The organism is Paenibacillus sp. NPDC058071, assembly GCF_042885235.1.
Lineage (GTDB): Bacteria > Bacillota > Bacilli > Paenibacillales > Paenibacillaceae > Pristimantibacillus.
Genome location: NZ_JBHVSK010000005.1, coordinates 147,824 through 163,098 on the forward strand (window position 1 = coordinate 147,824; position 15,275 = coordinate 163,098).

Annotated in this window: 11 protein-coding genes; 9 read left to right on the top strand and 2 right to left on the bottom strand. The window is 52.2% G+C overall.

What is annotated here, in order from left to right:
- Nucleotides 1–87: 87 nt before the first annotated feature.
- On the top strand, nucleotides 88–2,799 hold the full coding sequence (locus ACFVTB_RS10385; protein ID WP_387748165.1) for a winged helix-turn-helix domain-containing protein: 2,712 nt from the start codon (nucleotides 88–90) through the stop codon (nucleotides 2,797–2,799).
- Nucleotides 2,800–2,926: 127 nt separating this feature from the next.
- Nucleotides 2,927–3,907: an NAD(P)-dependent alcohol dehydrogenase gene (locus ACFVTB_RS10390; RefSeq protein ID WP_387748167.1), complete on the top strand. Its 981-nt coding sequence runs from the start codon at nucleotides 2,927–2,929 to the stop codon at nucleotides 3,905–3,907.
- Nucleotides 3,908–4,355: 448 nt separating this feature from the next.
- Here the strand turns inward: ACFVTB_RS10390 and ACFVTB_RS10395 are convergent, their stop codons facing one another.
- Together ACFVTB_RS10395 and ACFVTB_RS10400 are read right to left on the bottom strand one after the other, a co-directional pair.
- On the bottom strand, nucleotides 4,356–5,312 hold the full coding sequence (locus ACFVTB_RS10395; protein ID WP_387748169.1) for an ABC transporter permease: 957 nt from the start codon (nucleotides 5,310–5,312) through the stop codon (nucleotides 4,356–4,358).
- Entirely contained in the window at nucleotides 5,305–6,225 is a 921-nt protein-coding gene (locus ACFVTB_RS10400; protein ID WP_387748171.1) for an ABC transporter ATP-binding protein, read from the bottom strand. Before ACFVTB_RS10400 ends, ACFVTB_RS10395 begins: the two co-directional genes overlap by 8 nt.
- A 372-nt stretch (nucleotides 6,226–6,597) precedes the next feature.
- Here ACFVTB_RS10400 and ACFVTB_RS10405 point away from each other — a divergent pair, with 372 nt between their 5' ends.
- The 7 genes from ACFVTB_RS10405 (at nucleotide 6,598) to ACFVTB_RS10435 (ending at nucleotide 15,174) form a co-directional block, all read left to right on the top strand.
- Nucleotides 6,598–7,593 carry a cell wall hydrolase gene (locus ACFVTB_RS10405; protein WP_387748173.1) on the top strand — a complete coding sequence of 332 codons (996 nt, stop codon included), beginning with the start codon at nucleotides 6,598–6,600 and terminating at the stop codon, nucleotides 7,591–7,593.
- A gap of 439 nt (nucleotides 7,594–8,032) precedes the next feature.
- Nucleotides 8,033–9,127 carry a glycosyltransferase family 2 protein gene (locus tag ACFVTB_RS10410; protein ID WP_387748175.1) on the top strand — a complete coding sequence of 365 codons (1,095 nt, stop codon included), beginning with the start codon at nucleotides 8,033–8,035 and terminating at the stop codon, nucleotides 9,125–9,127.
- On the top strand, nucleotides 9,124–9,747 hold the full coding sequence (locus tag ACFVTB_RS10415) for a glycerol-3-phosphate acyltransferase (protein WP_387748177.1): 624 nt from the start codon (nucleotides 9,124–9,126) through the stop codon (nucleotides 9,745–9,747). The genes ACFVTB_RS10410 and ACFVTB_RS10415 overlap by 4 nt, the downstream gene beginning before the upstream one ends.
- 74 nt (nucleotides 9,748–9,821) lie before the next feature.
- Complete coding sequence (locus tag ACFVTB_RS10420) at nucleotides 9,822–10,934, top strand: metallophosphoesterase (protein ID WP_387748179.1); 1,113 nt, start codon at nucleotides 9,822–9,824, stop codon at nucleotides 10,932–10,934.
- 1,555 nt (nucleotides 10,935–12,489) lie between these two features.
- On the top strand, nucleotides 12,490–13,143 hold the full coding sequence (locus ACFVTB_RS10425) for a ThuA domain-containing protein (RefSeq protein ID WP_387748181.1): 654 nt from the start codon (nucleotides 12,490–12,492) through the stop codon (nucleotides 13,141–13,143).
- Nucleotides 13,144–13,177: 34 nt separating this feature from the next.
- Nucleotides 13,178–14,176: a glycoside hydrolase family 88 protein gene (locus ACFVTB_RS10430; RefSeq protein WP_387748183.1), complete on the top strand. Its 999-nt coding sequence runs from the start codon at nucleotides 13,178–13,180 to the stop codon at nucleotides 14,174–14,176.
- A gap of 17 nt (nucleotides 14,177–14,193) precedes the next feature.
- Nucleotides 14,194–15,174 (top strand): PfkB family carbohydrate kinase, encoded by a 981-nt coding sequence (locus tag ACFVTB_RS10435; RefSeq protein WP_387748185.1) that lies wholly within the window; start codon nucleotides 14,194–14,196, stop codon nucleotides 15,172–15,174.
- The last annotated feature ends 101 nt before the right edge of the window (nucleotides 15,175–15,275 follow it).

Genomic DNA, 15,275 nt, shown 5'->3' on the forward strand with positions numbered 1-15,275 from the left:
GTATCTCTAGCAATCCATCAATCGTTGATAGATTATCGTATGCCAATCGTTTTTGCAGGTCGCGGCAGCCGTACTCATGCAGGTTAATTGCCACTCGCGCCTTCACAGTTGACTCCGCCGAACGTCGCTTTCTATAATCAAAGCATGAACCTATTATCGACTAAAATGTTTATGCCGCCGCCCCGTCCAAAGACGGTTTACCGCCCGCGTCTGTTCGAGGCGATGGAGGAAGGGCTGCAAGGCAAATTCATACTGTTGTCCGCGCCTGCCGGCTTCGGGAAGACGACGCTGGTCAGCGAATGGCTCGCTGGCAACGGCCTTCCCGCTGCTTGGCTTTCGCTGGACGAAGAGGACAATGATCCATCACGCTTTCTTGCCTACCTTCTGGCTGCCCTGCAGACCGTTGGAGCAACGGTTGGAGAAGGCGTGTTTGCTATGCTTCAATCGCCGCAGTCCCCGCCGTTTGAGTCAGTGTTGACGGCTGCGCTAAACGGGCTGGCCGAAAGGCGGGAGCCTTTTGTGCTCGTGCTGGACGACGCACATGTGCTGCAGTCCGAGCAGACGCTCGGAGCGCTTGCTTGGCTGCTCGATCGGTTGCCGCCGTCGATGCGTCTCGTCATGACCACTCGGCACGATCCTTCTCTGCCGCTTTCGCGGCTTCGCGCCCGTGCCCAACTGATCGAGCTTCGCGCTGCCGATCTTCGGTTTACACATGCCGAAGCAGCCGGCTTCCTGCAAGATACGATGGGACTTCGATTGTCTTCAGAAGATATTTCCGTTCTGGAGGCTCGGACCGAGGGCTGGGCTGCCGGACTGCAATTGGCCGCGATTTCTATAAAAGGACAGCCCGACATCCCCGGCAGCATCCGATCGTTCTCGGGAAGCGATCGAATGGTCGTCGACTATTTGTTGGAGGAGGTTCTATTGCGGCAGCCAGAAGACGTTCAACGTTTTTTGGCGGGAACCTCGATTTTAGAGCGGATGAACGGCCCGCTTTGTGAAGCGGTTCTCGGCGAGGCGCTGGGAAAGCGCACCGGTCAACAGATGCTGGACATACTGGACAAAGACAATTTGTTTATTATACCGCTCGACAATGAACGGAAATGGTTTCGGTACCATCATCTCTTTGCCGATTTGCTGCGGGATCGGCTTGAGCGGTTTGGATTGCCTTCTGATGGAGCCGGAGCGGGAACAGCTAAGCCGTCCATTCGTCAGCTTCACATGCGAGCGTGTGAATGGTTCGAAACGAACGGCTTAGAGATAGAAGCATTCCGACATGCTGCTGCCGCTTCCGATATCGAACAGGCGGCGCGGTTGATGGAAGGGAAAGGAATGCCTCTGCTGTTTCGGGGAGCCGTGTACCCGATCGTGCAATGGCTGGAATCGTTAAAAGGGGACGTGCTTCTGGCCCATCCGGCTTTGACGGTGATGCATGCCTCCGCGCTGCTGTTACTAGGACGAACTGATGAGACTGAACGGAAGCTAATCGAGGCCGAGGCGGTAATTGCAGGAAGGGCGGCAGGAGCAGTGGATGCTGATCTGATCGGACATATCGCGTCGGTTCGAGCGACAATTGCGGTAGCAAAGCATGATGCTCCCGAGATCGAGCGGCAATCGCAGCGTGCGCTGGCCCATCTTCTCCCCGGCAATTTGCCGGTTCGAACCGCAGCGAGCTGGTCACTTGGCTACGCACGACAGTTGTTGGGCGATCGTCATGCAGCACGTCTCGCTTATGCTGAGGCACTCGCTGTCAGCGAGCGGATCGGCCATAAAATAATAGAAGCGATGGCTGCTATCGGTCTTGGAAGCTTGCAGCAGGCTGACAACGAGCTGACGGAAGCAGCGTCAACCTACCGGCGTGTACTGCGAATTGCCGGCGATATGCCGATTCCCGCCGCATGCGAAGCGCATTTAGGGCTAGCGAAGCTTCATTATGAATGGAACGAGCTGGAGGAGGCGGAAGCTCACGTGCGTGCGAGCGAACAGATGGCGGGGCAGCTTGTCGGAACGGACCGCCATGTTGCCGCTCGTTTGTTTGCGGCCCGCTTGCTGCTTGCGCGAGGCGACGAGGACGGAGCAGCCGTATTAACGGATAAAGCGGAAGCTGATGCGGTTCGCGGCCAATACCGTCTCCAATTCCCGGAAGTGGCCTCCTTGCGAGCGCTGATTCGGCTGAGACAAGGCCGATTGACTGAAGCCGAGCAAGCGGCTAGGCAGTACGACCTTCCACTCAGCCTGGCCCAAGTTTTTATCGTGCAAGGAAAAGCGCAGGAAGCATTGGCTCAACTGGTCGGTTACCGCCATCAAACAGAGGAACATGGCTGGAAAGCCGAAACGCTCCGTGCGATTGTACTGGAAACGGTGGCTCTTCAATGGCTAGGCCATCACAAACAAGCGTTGAAAAGGCTGTCAGAAGCGTTAGCGCTGGCCGAGTCTGGCGGCTATATTCGGCTGTTCACCGATGAAGGAGCACCGATGGCAGGGTTGCTCTCGGAAGCGGCGAAAGGAGGGCCTCGAGCCGGTTATGCCCGCAAGCTACTGAAGGCGATGGGAGCTGTTTCAGGCTCGGCTGCCGCCGAATATTCGAGCAGCGTTGCTCCGCTGCTCGAACCGTTGACTGATCGGGAGCTTGAAGTGCTTCGTCTAATTGCCGAAGGATTGTCCAATCAAGAAATCGGAGCCAGATTGTATCTCGCTTTAAGCACGGTGAAAGGGTATAACCAGAATATTTTCGGCAAGCTGCAGGTGCAGCGTCGAACCGAAGCGGTTGCCCGCGCCCGCGAGCTGGAACTTCTTTAATTTTGAGGCTGAATCCGTCGCAACCCTACTTTAGTAGCTATTGTCCGATACCTGTCTGCATGTAAACTGCAACTGAAAGCTGATGCATTCGGAAAAGCTATTAGGGATGCGATAGGGAGGTCAATAGATGAAAGCGGTCGTTTGCGAGCAGTACGGCTCTCCGGACGTGCTTCAAATAAAAGAGGTGCCTGCTCCAGTTCCGAAGGATAACGAGATTCGCGTGAAAATTGTCGCCTGTACGGTAACGGCCGGCGATTGTAGAGTAAGAGGTATGTCGCCGCCGCCGCTCTTCAAGTTGCCCATGCGTTTCATTATGGGCTTCCGTAAGCCGAGACAGCCGATACTAGGAACCGAATTCGCGGGCATTGTCGAATCGGTTGGAGCTGCAGTCACCCGTTTTCGCCCAGGCGACGAGGTGTTCGGCACAGCCGGTTTCAAGTTTGGCGCATACGCAGAATATATCTGCATGCCGGAAAACGGCGCGTTGGCGCCCAAACCGTCCAATCTCACTTTTGAAGAAGCGGCCGCCGTTCCGATCGGCGGACTGACGGCGCTTCATTACTTGCGCAAAGGCAAAACTGGACCGGGCAGAAAGGCGCTTATTTACGGCGCTTCGGGCAGCATCGGCACATATGCGGTGCAGCTCGCCCGCTATTTCGGAGCGGAAGTGACGGCCGTTTGCAGTTCGTCCAACGCGGAGCTGGCGCGTTCGCTTGGCGCTCAGAAGACGATCGATTATAACAGCGAAGATTTCACTCAAAACGGCGAGCAATACGATCTCATTTTCGATACGGTCGGCAAAACGGATTACGGCCGCACTCTTTCGTCGTTGACGAGAAACGGCTTTTATTTGCTGGCGGTCACGGAGCTAGAGCATCTGTTACGCGGAGGCTGGACATCGATGACGAGTGGAAAAAAAGTCGTTGCTGGCGTAGCGGTTGAGAACGCCGAGGTGTTGCTCTTTTTGAAAGAGCGGATCGAGGAGGGCAAGCTGAAGCCGGTGATCGACCGGCAGTATCCGCTTGCGCAAATGGCCGACGCCCACCGATACGTCGATCAGGGACGGAAGAAGGGCAACGTCGTCATTCAAGTATCGCCGCTGCCTTAGACATTGTATAGAAGCTCCGCGTCATGCATGATGACGTCTGGGCTTCTTTTCATTTTTAGGGCTAAGACCTGTTGGGTTGGAAAGGCTTGCCCATCCCGGCACATCCTTTGTTAACAACTGATTGAATACACCTTCTCAGTAGATTAACTGCATAAAAGCAGTTATTTTAACTCTCTCAAGTAAGAAACAAAGGAATAATTGTCAAAAGGCAGTTATTACTGTGGTATTCACGCAAATGGCAGGAGGCTGCTCGGAATAACAGCCGGAAAGCATTTATTTCCTTTTTTACAGTCAGAACCGGCAAAATAAATGCCAAAAGGCAGTTATTTATTACAGCATGAACGCAAAAATCCCGCTTCACATTAAACTGTGAAACGGGATTTTTTCTTGCTATATATTAGGGAATGCCTCGCTACGAGCGGCCCTTTTGAAACTGTTACTTTTCATTTTATCCGGCAACATCTCGTTTCGTAAACAACAGCCAAGCGACGAGCTGGAAGACAAGATAGTAAGCAGCGAGCATAAGGATGGAGAAGGTCAGCGTCATCTCCGGCCGCAAAGGCGTTCCGCCGGTCATATATCGCGACAAGTCAATATTGGAGAAGAGCAAATATTTGACCCAGCTGTAGCTGCTAAGCATCATCGACAACGTATTGCCGATCAGCATGAACAGCAGCGAGAAGGCGATCGCCATCGAAGAGCTGCGGAAGGCGGACGAGATCATAAAGGCCATCGTGACGTACATCACGAGCGATACGACCGCGAAGCCGTACTTTTGCAGCGATTGAATAATCATGGTGCTTTCCTGAACGACTCCGTTTGCATTGACGGACAGAGAAGGCTGGCTCACGCTGTCGAAGCCTCCTAAAATGCCGCCGGCTGCGAACGCTGAAGCGAAGCAGATCAGAAGCAGCAGCAGCGCAAAACCGAGCGTCGCAATATATTTGGCTGCCATTAATTTAGTTCGCGACGCGGGACCGACGAGCAGCAGCTTGATCGTACCCCAAGAAAATTCGGCGGCAATCATATCAGCAGCAATGACAACGGTCAAAATCGTCACAAGCACGATCAATGCGGCTGAACTGTCGACATAGCTCCACAAGCCGAGCTGATGAGGATTTATATCATGCTCCAAGTAATACGTATTGAGCAGAATTTGCTCGTTAAAGCGCGCCTTGCTGGCATCGTCCAGCTCCTGGCTCTCGGTCAGCGCTTTCTCCATGTATTCGTTTTGTTCCGTTAAGTTTTGCTTCCATTCTGCATTGTAGCTCCGGCTTTCGTCCCACTTCATAATACCGCTCATCAAGCCAACGGCGGCGATCAAAAATAAAATCATGATCCAAGTGCGCGGACGGCGGTAAATTTTCATATTTTCGTTGCGAACGAGATTTTTTAGACTAGACAACCATCTCACCTCCGGTCAGTTCGAGGAATTGATCCTCCAGCGATTTTTGCTCCGCGTAAATGCCCATCACGTCGATATCGGAGCTGACGAGCAGTTTGGTGATCGTCGGAACGGCCGATTTGTCAGCGGTCAGCTCGATCCGATCGCCCGAGAGTGACAGCCTCGACGGGTCGAATGCGGAGGCGAGCAGTTCGTAGGCGGCATGGGCATCTTCCACTTCAATCACGATCTTCGTCTGAGCGCTGTTGCGCACCTCATTTATCGACTGGATATCGATCAGCTTGCCGGATTGAATGATGGCGACACGGTCGCACATCAGCTCCATCTCCGACAACAGATGAGAGGACACGATAACGGAAATGCCTTCCTCGCGGGTCAGCTTGCGCAAGTAGTCGCGAAGTTCGCGAATTCCCGCCGGATCAAGGCCGTTGGTTGGCTCGTCAAGAATAAGCAAGGATGGGCGGTGCAAGATCGCTTGCGCGACGCCGAGACGCTGGCGCATGCCGAGCGAGTAGCGCTTTACCTTTTCATGAATCCGGTTTTGCAGACCGAGCATGTTGACGACCTCGTTGATACGCTCCTTCGTTACGCCGCTATGGCGGCGAGCGTAATGGACGAGATTTTGATAACCGGTCAAAAATTTATACATTTCCGGGTTTTCGACGATTGCCCCGACATGAGTCATCGCCAGCTCGAAATGTTTGCTTACGGAAATGCCTTTAATGAGCGCTTCGCCCTTCGATATCGATATTAAGCCAACGATCATGCGGATCGTTGTCGTTTTGCCGGCGCCGTTCGGGCCGAGAAAGCCGAAAATCTCGCCCGGAGGGACGTCAAAGGTGAGATTGTCGACGATCTTGCGGGTACCGATTCTTTTTGTTAAATTGCGAAGCTGCAGCACGGCTTCAGTCATGTTCGATAAACCTCCTAAGAAATAATCTATTGAAAACTATACCGGATGTTTTCATAAGCCAAAATGGACTTGAGATTAGGTTTGCTCCCCTCCTCAGGTCGGGGCTGCGTCCTAGACGTACGGTCCTAATTACCGCTGTCCGTCCTCGAAATTACTGGCTGATCCTTCCGACTTACACAACAGTTTCTGGAGCGAGAGGTGACCGTTTTCCCGTTAATTAAAGGCTGTCCAAAAAAGGGGAATTATCCTCATGTTCGCCTTTTGATATGAATTCTGTGAAAATGTTAATCCTACTGCCCCTCTCGGCTATGTTATAATACCCAAAGAGTTTATTGGGAGAATATACCTACTTTCAAACCTTGGGAGGTACGCATGCTCAGAGAAGGCAAGCCGATAAAAGGCTGGATATTCGTCATGGCACTGACATTGATGCTGCTAGGCGCAGGACCGGCTGCCGGTGTCTCCGCAGCGGAAGCGGTAGAGGCGAAGGATACGGCCATAAAGCTTGACGGCGAGACGATTAAACTGTCGGCTTCCCCTCTAATGCTCGACGGAAGGGTTTACGTTCCGGCAAGCCGCCTTGCGGAATTGCTTGGGGCGAAATCGAGCTGGGACAACGATAACGAAGAATTAACGATACATAGCGCTTTGGGTGATAAAGTGGTATTGGGCAACGGCGTGCCAGTCGTCTATTTTAACGGTGGCAGGTATGTCCTGGATGCAGCGCCGTTTCTGACGGAAGGAAGACTGTACGTTCCGCTGCGTCATCTTGCAGAGATGCTTCATGCGACCGTCAAAGTCGATTCCGAGAAAGGAATCGTAGAATTGCAGACGGTACCGGCAGCGACCGTTACGGAAGAGTACAGCTTGGACGCTATCGTCAAAGAAACCGGCTCCAGCCAAGCGGCGTTGTTGAAACGGAACGGATTGAAAACGAAAGACGCCGTCAAGTCCGGCGCCAAGCTTAAAGTAGTCCTGCCTGCGGTGCTGGGCAACGAAGCGAAGCCGTATACGGAGGAAGACTTAACGCTGCTTGCCAAGATTACGATGGTCGAGTCGGGTTACGAATCATACCAAGGTCAGTTGGCAATTGCGAACGTCATTCTGAACCGTGTGAAATCCGATAAGTTCCCGGATACGATCCGCGAAGTTATCTACTCCGGCAAGCAATTCCCGCCCGCTCATAACGGGCTGTTGGACAAAAGCAAGCCAAACGCCAGCGTGCTGCGCGCCGCCAAGGATGCGCTGAACGGCAAAAACAATGTCGGCGGGGCGGTCTACTTCTTTAATCCCGACGTAACGAAAGGATCGTTCTGGTCGGGATTGGACGTAGTGGCGACTATCGGCAGCCATAGCTTTGCGAAATAAGTAACGAATCGTTGCGGTCTATGCCGCAGCGATTTTTTTTTTGCTCTCCACATGAAATAGGAGCTCCCGTAACGGCTGTTAAAAGCCATTCGGAAGCTCCCGATGCAATCGGCAGTTAGGGATCGACAACAAAGGTTCAAGTGACAAGAACGATTGGAAAACGCTCTATGCTAAATCGTGAAAACACTTCCAGATTGAATGATAAAGAAGATAAATAAAATTAAAACACGAATTATCACAAAAGAGATGTCAGGTTTTGTTGTATTTTTTGAAGAAATAAAGAAGGTTGTAACTAATTATGCTGAAGAAATGGTGTTTTGGGCAATTTCTGCCGAAGGGAGGATGCGACAACGAAGGAGATTCGTTCGGGACGGATAGATTTTCGGGCTTATTACAGGCTTATCCATCATATACATAGTGTCAGAAGGGGGATCCGAACATGTCGATCGTTATTATCGTTCTCATTGCGGCAGGCTGTCTTTGCGGGTGGATCTTGTTCCGAAAAAACGTGCTGCCCGTCTCTCAAACGTTCAGCCCGGATGCGTATAAAGTATCGGTCATCATACCGGCCAGAAATGAGGAGCGTAACCTGCCATATTTGCTCGACTCCTTAAAAGCGCAAACGATCTCTCCGCATGAAATTATCGTCGTGGACGATTTCTCGGAAGACCGGACGAAAGAGATCGCTTTAAGCTACGGCATTAAGCTGATTGAGAACCCTCAATTGCCCGAAGGATGGACAGGCAAGAGCTGGGCGGTGTGGAACGGCTACCTTCAAGCAAGCGGAGACGTGTTTATCTTTTTGGATGCGGATATTAGGCTAGACCCCCGAGCGTTCGAATCGCTGCTTTATGCGAGGGAACAAGCGCAGGGTGTTATTTCCGTCGTTCCCTATCATCATACGGAGAAGCTTTACGAGAAGCTGGCATTGGTCCTCAATATGCTTGGCATTTTTACGTTTACTTCCGTATACGAGAAGCATAATCCGAAGAAAGGCGTCTATGGCTCCTGCATCGTCGCTCTTCGGGACGATTATGAGAAAATAAACGGTCATGAAAGCGTCAAATACGAGGTGTTGGACGACTTAATGATCGGATCGAGGTTTATAGCGGCCGGCGTCCCGGTCACAAATTTTATTGGCTACGGCTTGGTTTCATTTCGCATGTATCCGAACGGCATGCGCAGCCAAATCGAAGGCTTCAGCAAAGGAGCTGTTCTCAGCACCGGCACGCTTAGCCCGCGAACGATCGTGCCGATCGCAGCATGGGTTGCCGGTCTGCTGCTATCAAGTACCGCACTCTTCATGAGTTTTACGCCGTGGGCATGGCCTTTATGGGGCGGCTACGTCTTGTATATGCTTCAATTGTTTTATTTTAAGCGGTACGTCGGCCGTTTTGGTGTTGTCATTCCGGCGTTGCATGCCGTTGCTGCGCTCTTTCTCGCGGCAGTCATGCTTTATTCCGTTTATCAGGTCGTCTTCCTGCGGCATGTCAAATGGAAGGGAAGGAACATCCGGGTAGGAGGCGGACGATGATACTATTGCTGACGGCGGGATCTTTTCTGTCAGGATCGCTTATGTTCTCATATTGGCTTGGACTGTTGGGCAAGAAGAACATCAAGTCGGTGGGAGACGGGAATCCGGGCGCCTTAAATTTATGGAAAGCTTCAGGCTACCGGCTCGGTCTGCTTGGGGTGCTGCTCGATTTTATGAAAGGCTATATTCCCGTGCTTCTCGTCTTATCCGTCTGGAGCGATTATGCTAGCGGCTATTGGATCGTTCCGCTTGCGCTTGCGCCGATTGCCGGTCACGCCTTTTCTCCTTTTCTGAAAGGAAAAGGCGGAAAAGCTATCGCTGTCACCTTCGGCGTATGGAGCGCCTTGACGAGCTTCGAGGCTTCATTTGTTTATGCGCTCATTTTAGCGTTGTTGGCTGTTCTTTTTCGCTACAAATCGAAGGCAACGGCCGAGTCATCCGAGAAAGACGGCTTGCAGGTAATAGGAGGGATGATTCTGCTGGCCGTTTATTTGCTGGTGAGGCTGTTTCCTTTTGCAATTATGCTAGTGTGGGCGGGTAATTTCGCTGTGCTGCTGTATACGCACCGGAAGGAATTGGGCAGCAGGTTCGGCAAGAAGCAAAGCGGACATGGGGCTTAGCAACCCGTTCGATTTTAGATCGCGGCTCCCGGATGGTATACTAGAGATAGTATGCTTGCGAAAGGGAGGACTTCATGTTCATTGCTGTAGGAATATTATTTTTGCTGCTTTATGGATTAATCGTCTTTTATATCGGCTGGAGTGGCTGGTCGTGGATGAAGCCGAAGGTTAATCGGCGGTTTCGTCTGCTGTATAGTGTCGCTATTATTTTCTTGGCCGTTTCTTTCATATTGGCGAGAGTGTTTGCGGGTTCCGTCGTTTTGAGCGTTATCGGCAATTATTGGCTGGCGGCATTTTGCTTGCTTGTGATGCTGCTGCCCGTTGTTCATCTCATCGTTTGGCTAACCCGGCTTACGTCGCTCCCGCGCCATCAGGTTCAGAAGTGGGCGGGAGTCGTTACACTTATTGTATTTGTCGGCTTGCTGAGCTGGGGCACGTTCAATGCTTATACACCGTATGTTAATTCCTATGAAATTGAAGTGGACAAGCGGGGACCTGAGAGTGGCCAGCTGAAGGTTGTAATGGCCTCGGATATGCATTTCGGGTACTTGTCCGGCAAGCGCCATGCCGAGCGGATGGTGGAAGAGATTAATAAACTGAAGCCGGACATCGTCCTGTTTCCCGGTGATATTATCGACGATGACATTGAGCCTTATAAGGAAAAAGGAATCGGGCAAACGCTCTCGAAGATTGAAGCGCCTTACGGGGTTTACGCATCGCTCGGCAACCACGACCGGTTCAGAGGCGAGATGAGTGAGTTGATCTCTCTTCTCGAGGAAAGCGGAATGAAGGTGCTTTATGACGAAAATGAGACGATCGGCGATTGGCTGACCTTAATTGGGCGCAAAGATTTCAGCGACCAGAGTCGTGCGGAGCTATCGTCGCTTACGGAAGGGGCCGATCATAGCGGAGCGTTGTTCCTGCTAGAGCATCAGCCTGTCGCTTTCGACATTGCACAGCAGCAGGGCATTGATTTGATCGTATCCGGCCATACCCATCGTGGCCAAATCGCTCCTGGCAACCTTGTTACGCAGCGGCTGTTCGAAAATGACTGGGGCTATTTGCGCAAGGAGCAAATGCATTCTATCGTCTCGTCGGGCTACGGCTTCTGGGGACCGCCGATTCGCATCGGTTCGCGTGCGGAAATCGTTGTCATCGACGTTAAATTCACTGGATCGGCAAGCTAAGGAGAATTATTTTTGTCAGCACTGCATTTATTCCGCTTGCCGGTCGGTTCTTAAGGAATAGGAACAAGCTGGGCGAGGAGATCGCCGGGTGAATAAATATTGCTTAATCGAGAGAAGAGGCTGTGCCGAAAGGTCCTAAACCGACCTAAGGTACGGCCTCTTTTTTGCTTAATTGTCTGGATGATCAATGCTAGGGAGATGATTGGTTGTGGGGTAAGTTGGAGCGTGAGAAATGACTAGGTCATCATCTAACGTCAGCGTAGAGTGAGCAACAGCTAGCGTTTGCGGGAAGTAGGGGAGAGTGAGAAGTAACCGTGCACATCAGCAAACGTTGGCGTAGCGTGATAACAGTCGCGTATGCGGAAAGTAGGCTAAACAGAAAAGTAACTAAGTGTACTACCAAACTTTGGCGTAGAGTGAGGCCGTTAGAGTTTCCTCTACAGTAGGCGAGATAGGAGAAGTTACTGACCGCACCGACAAACATTCGCATAGCGCGAGAAAAGTGTGATATCTGTAACTAGGCGTACTACCAAATGTTGGTGTAGAGTGAGGCCGATAGTAATTCCTCTAGTGTAGGCGAGATAGGAGACGTAAACGGGTTACCATCAAACGTTGGCATAGCGTGAGAAAAGTTTGTGATATCTGTAACTAGGCGTACTTCCAAAGGTTAGCGTAGAGTGGGGCTGCTAGTGTTTCCTCTTGAGTAGGCGAGATAGGAGAAGTAATCGGTTACCGCCCAATGTTCGCATAGCGTGAGAAAGTTTGTGTCACCTGCAAATTGTGTGAGATGCGAATGCTATGGGGCGTAATAACATGAGGCCGACTGACCGCCGTCATGCAGCGAAACACCGCGCGCTGAGGGCTGTAATTGTTGATAAACAAACTCGAAGTTACGCTAGCTCCAGTTTGCGTGTTTTATTCTACTTTTGGCACGAGGAGCGTCAGGAATAACTGCAGAAAAGCAGTTATTTTCCCCGCAATGGCTTTGGTTGAGCGAATAACTGCCAAATGGCAGTTATTTGTCTGGGAGTAAGAGAAAAATGGGGTTCCGGGAGAGAAATAAATGCAAAAATGCATTTATTTCTTAAAAACAGGCTGCGAGTCGAAGAAATAACTGCAAAAATGCAGTTATTGCCGGGGAACGTCCATGAAAGTCTGCGAGCAACTGGGAGTAGCTGGGCGAGTCCACGACAGCGGTCGCTAACAATCACTAAGCGCTGCCACCGCGCGCTAACAGCCACGAACGATAGCGACCGCTCGCTAGCAGCCACAAATGCACACGACAAACCACAAACGACGGCATGCGAGAGGTGTTGTTCGGAGACAACTGAGACCGTTACGAGCAACTGCGCACCCACGATCAGCAGCAGCCCCTAGACGAACCGGCGGCGATCTATGCCGCTTAACTTAAATGATCGTAGAAACATACAGTATTTTCGAATGATATAGGGTGCTGTCCGAATGGCATTCGCTTTATGCTGAATACATAACGATAAATAGGCAAGGCGAAGCGGGAACTTATAACCGAAAGCGGGCAAAGGAGAGACGACTCACCATGACGAGTATTGTCGCTATTATCGGAGATTACTATCATCGCGAAGAACCCATCCGCAAAGCGCTGTTGACGGCTGCGCATTCAAGCTTCGGAGGAGAAGACGCAGTTTCTATCCGTTTCATTGACGCTGCGGATTTATTGCAAGCGCTGTCAGATCGCCCGGATGCGGTTGTGCTGTTTAAAGAAAACCGAATCGATCCTGTCGGAGTGCGGGACGCGATGTGGATGAACGATACGATTGAACGGGGAATCGAATCTTACGTCAAGGAGGGCGGCGGTTGGCTCGCTTGGCATTCCGGTTTGGCCTCCTATCCAAGAGAAGGGGCATACGTCGGCATGCTTCGGGGAGGCTTCGTCTCTCACCCGGACCAGCATGAAAGCGTTCTATATGAAGGCGAAAGAGATTCAACGGTATTCGAGATAGTAGACGAACATTATTTCGTCCATTGCGACGAAGCGCGGACGGAAGTGTATTTGCGTTCCTCCTCGGTTGACGGAAAGTCGATCGCCGCTTGGCGTCATACGTACGGCAAAGGAAGAGTTAACGCTTTTGCTCCGGCTCACCGTCAGGAAGGACTCGCCAATCCTGAGCTGCTAAGGCTGCTGGGAGAAGCGCTGCGCTGGTGTGCGGACCGAACGGAAGCGGCTCAATAATATTCATAAACAGAAGTCGGGAGGGACGCTCATCATGACAGCGAATGCGGAAGCAAAGGAATTGCATGAAGCGCATGTCCGGAGGCTGGAGCGAGTTAAGCTGGCGCTCCTCGCCATGCAAAGATACTCCTGGGAGCAAGGCGTCGCCGCGCAGGCGATGCTGGAGTCAGGCGAGCAGGCGCTGGCGTTAGGGCTGGCCCGTGATGCGGTCAATCGGCAGGATGCCTATGGCAAGCTCGGCGTAATGAACGACGGCTATTCGGTCACCGATGCTGCAGCTAATGGCGAGGCCGTTCTCCGGGCGGCGGAAGCAACCGGTGAACAGTCGTTGGCAGAAGCGTCCGACCGGATGCTGGCATGGCTGCTGCAGCATGCGCCAAGAACGAAAGAGGGCGTTCTGCGGCATGTCGTCGACAAGCCGCAAGTGTGGGTCGACTCGATCTACATGGCGCCGCCCTTTCTGGCCGTTGCCGGCCACTTCGAGGAAGCGGTCAAGCAAGTTGAAGGCTATCGCAAGTTATTGTGGGATTCCTCCGCAAGACTGTACGGTCACATTTGGGATGACGAAACGGAGTGTTATATTCGGCAGGCTCACTGGGGCGTAGGCAATGGCTGGGCGGCAGCGGGCATGATTCGCGTGCTGGCGGCGCTTCCACAAACAATGACCAATGAAAAAGAGCGCCTTGCAGCCTATATAAAGGAAACAGTGGACGGCTGCCTCGCGCATTTGCGAGAAGACGGCTTATTCCACGACGTAATGGACGATCCGTCTACATTCGTAGAGACGAATGCGGCGCAAATGGTGAGCTATGCGATATACCGCGGAGCGATGTTGGGCGTGTTCGACGACAACTATATCGAAGCCGCGGATCGAATGAAGGAGGCCGCTCGCGCCAAGGTTGACGAGAATGGACTTGTGCAGGGCTCCTGTGCAGCGCCATTCTTCGACCGACCGGGTACTGCGCCGGAGAGCCAAGCGTTCTATCTGCTGATGGAAAGCGCGGCGGCTAATTACGAGCAATTCAAGCCATGATAAAGGGGAGCTTCAGCATGAGCACTAAAAATCTCGATGTTATTTGTTTGGGCGAATTATTGATCGATTTCGTATCGACGGCGAAAGACGTTTCGCTGATCGATAGTCCCGGATTTTTGAAAGCGCCGGGAGGAGCGCCAGCAAACGTAGCGGCGGGCGTCGTAAGACTGGGTGGCACGTCTGGTTTTATCGGCAAGGTCGGAGAAGATCCATTCGGCTACTATTTGAAGGGTGTGCTGGATGAACTCACGGTAGATACCTCTTATCTTGCCCACGATAAAGAAGCGAGAACGACACTAAGCTTCGTCGGACAGCGTCCGGACGGCGAGCGCGAAGCGATGTTTTACCGCCACCCTGGCGCGGACATGCGCCTGGAGCCGGCCGATATCGTAGAAGATTATTTTCACGGCGCGCAAATTTTCCATTATGGATCGATTAGCTTAGGCAGCCCAACCAGCAAAGAAGCGACGCTAACTGCGTTGTCCTACGCTCGTAAGCACGGACTTCTCATTTCATACGATCCGAACTTGCGCACCGATCTATGGCCGGATGCGGAGCTTGCGCGCAATGAAATAAACGCCGCATTCGCCTATGCGGACATCGCCAAAATTTCGGAGGAAGAATTCAAGTTTATTACCGGCTGCGATACAGTGGAGCAATGCGGCGAATACATTTTGAATCTTGGACCGAAATTCGTCATCGTAACGCTGGGCAAGGACGGATGCTACTATACGGATGGCAAAAACAGCGGATACGTCGGCGGTTTTAAAGCCAATGTCGTCGAGACAACCGGCGCCGGCGACGCATTTGTCGCAGCCGTGCTGCATCATCTGGCGGAGCGGAAAAAAGCGGGAGAGCCGATTTTCGACGAATCACTTGCGGAAGTGCTTCGCTTTGCGAACGCCGCAGGCTCCATTGCGACAACGAAAATGGGCGCCATCCCGTCGCTGCCTGCCAAAGCTGATGTGAATGCGCTGCTCGCTTCTACTTCTCAATAAACGTGCGAAAAACATAAGACAGCTACTCCATTGCAAAGCGGTAGGCTCGGTACCTGGAACAGGGACCTGAGCTTACCGCTTTGCGGCTTTCAAAAAAAGTT

Bases quoted from the DNA above. Each gene is read 5' to 3' on its own strand.
- ACFVTB_RS10390 (WP_387748167.1), top strand. From the start codon at position 2,927: ATGAAAGCGGTCGTTTGCGAGCAGTACGGCTCTCCGGACGTGCTTCAA.
- ACFVTB_RS10400 (WP_387748171.1), bottom strand. From the start codon at position 6,225: ATGACTGAAGCCGTGCTGCAGCTTCGCAATTTAACAAAAAGAATCGGT.
- ACFVTB_RS10405 (WP_387748173.1), top strand. From the start codon at position 6,598: ATGCTCAGAGAAGGCAAGCCGATAAAAGGCTGGATATTCGTCATGGCA.
- ACFVTB_RS10410 (WP_387748175.1), top strand. From the start codon at position 8,033: ATGTCGATCGTTATTATCGTTCTCATTGCGGCAGGCTGTCTTTGCGGG.
- ACFVTB_RS10415 (WP_387748177.1), top strand. From the start codon at position 9,124: ATGATACTATTGCTGACGGCGGGATCTTTTCTGTCAGGATCGCTTATG.
- ACFVTB_RS10420 (WP_387748179.1), top strand. From the start codon at position 9,822: ATGTTCATTGCTGTAGGAATATTATTTTTGCTGCTTTATGGATTAATC.
- ACFVTB_RS10425 (WP_387748181.1), top strand. From the start codon at position 12,490: ATGACGAGTATTGTCGCTATTATCGGAGATTACTATCATCGCGAAGAA.
- ACFVTB_RS10430 (WP_387748183.1), top strand. From the start codon at position 13,178: ATGACAGCGAATGCGGAAGCAAAGGAATTGCATGAAGCGCATGTCCGG.
- ACFVTB_RS10435 (WP_387748185.1), top strand. From the start codon at position 14,194: ATGAGCACTAAAAATCTCGATGTTATTTGTTTGGGCGAATTATTGATC.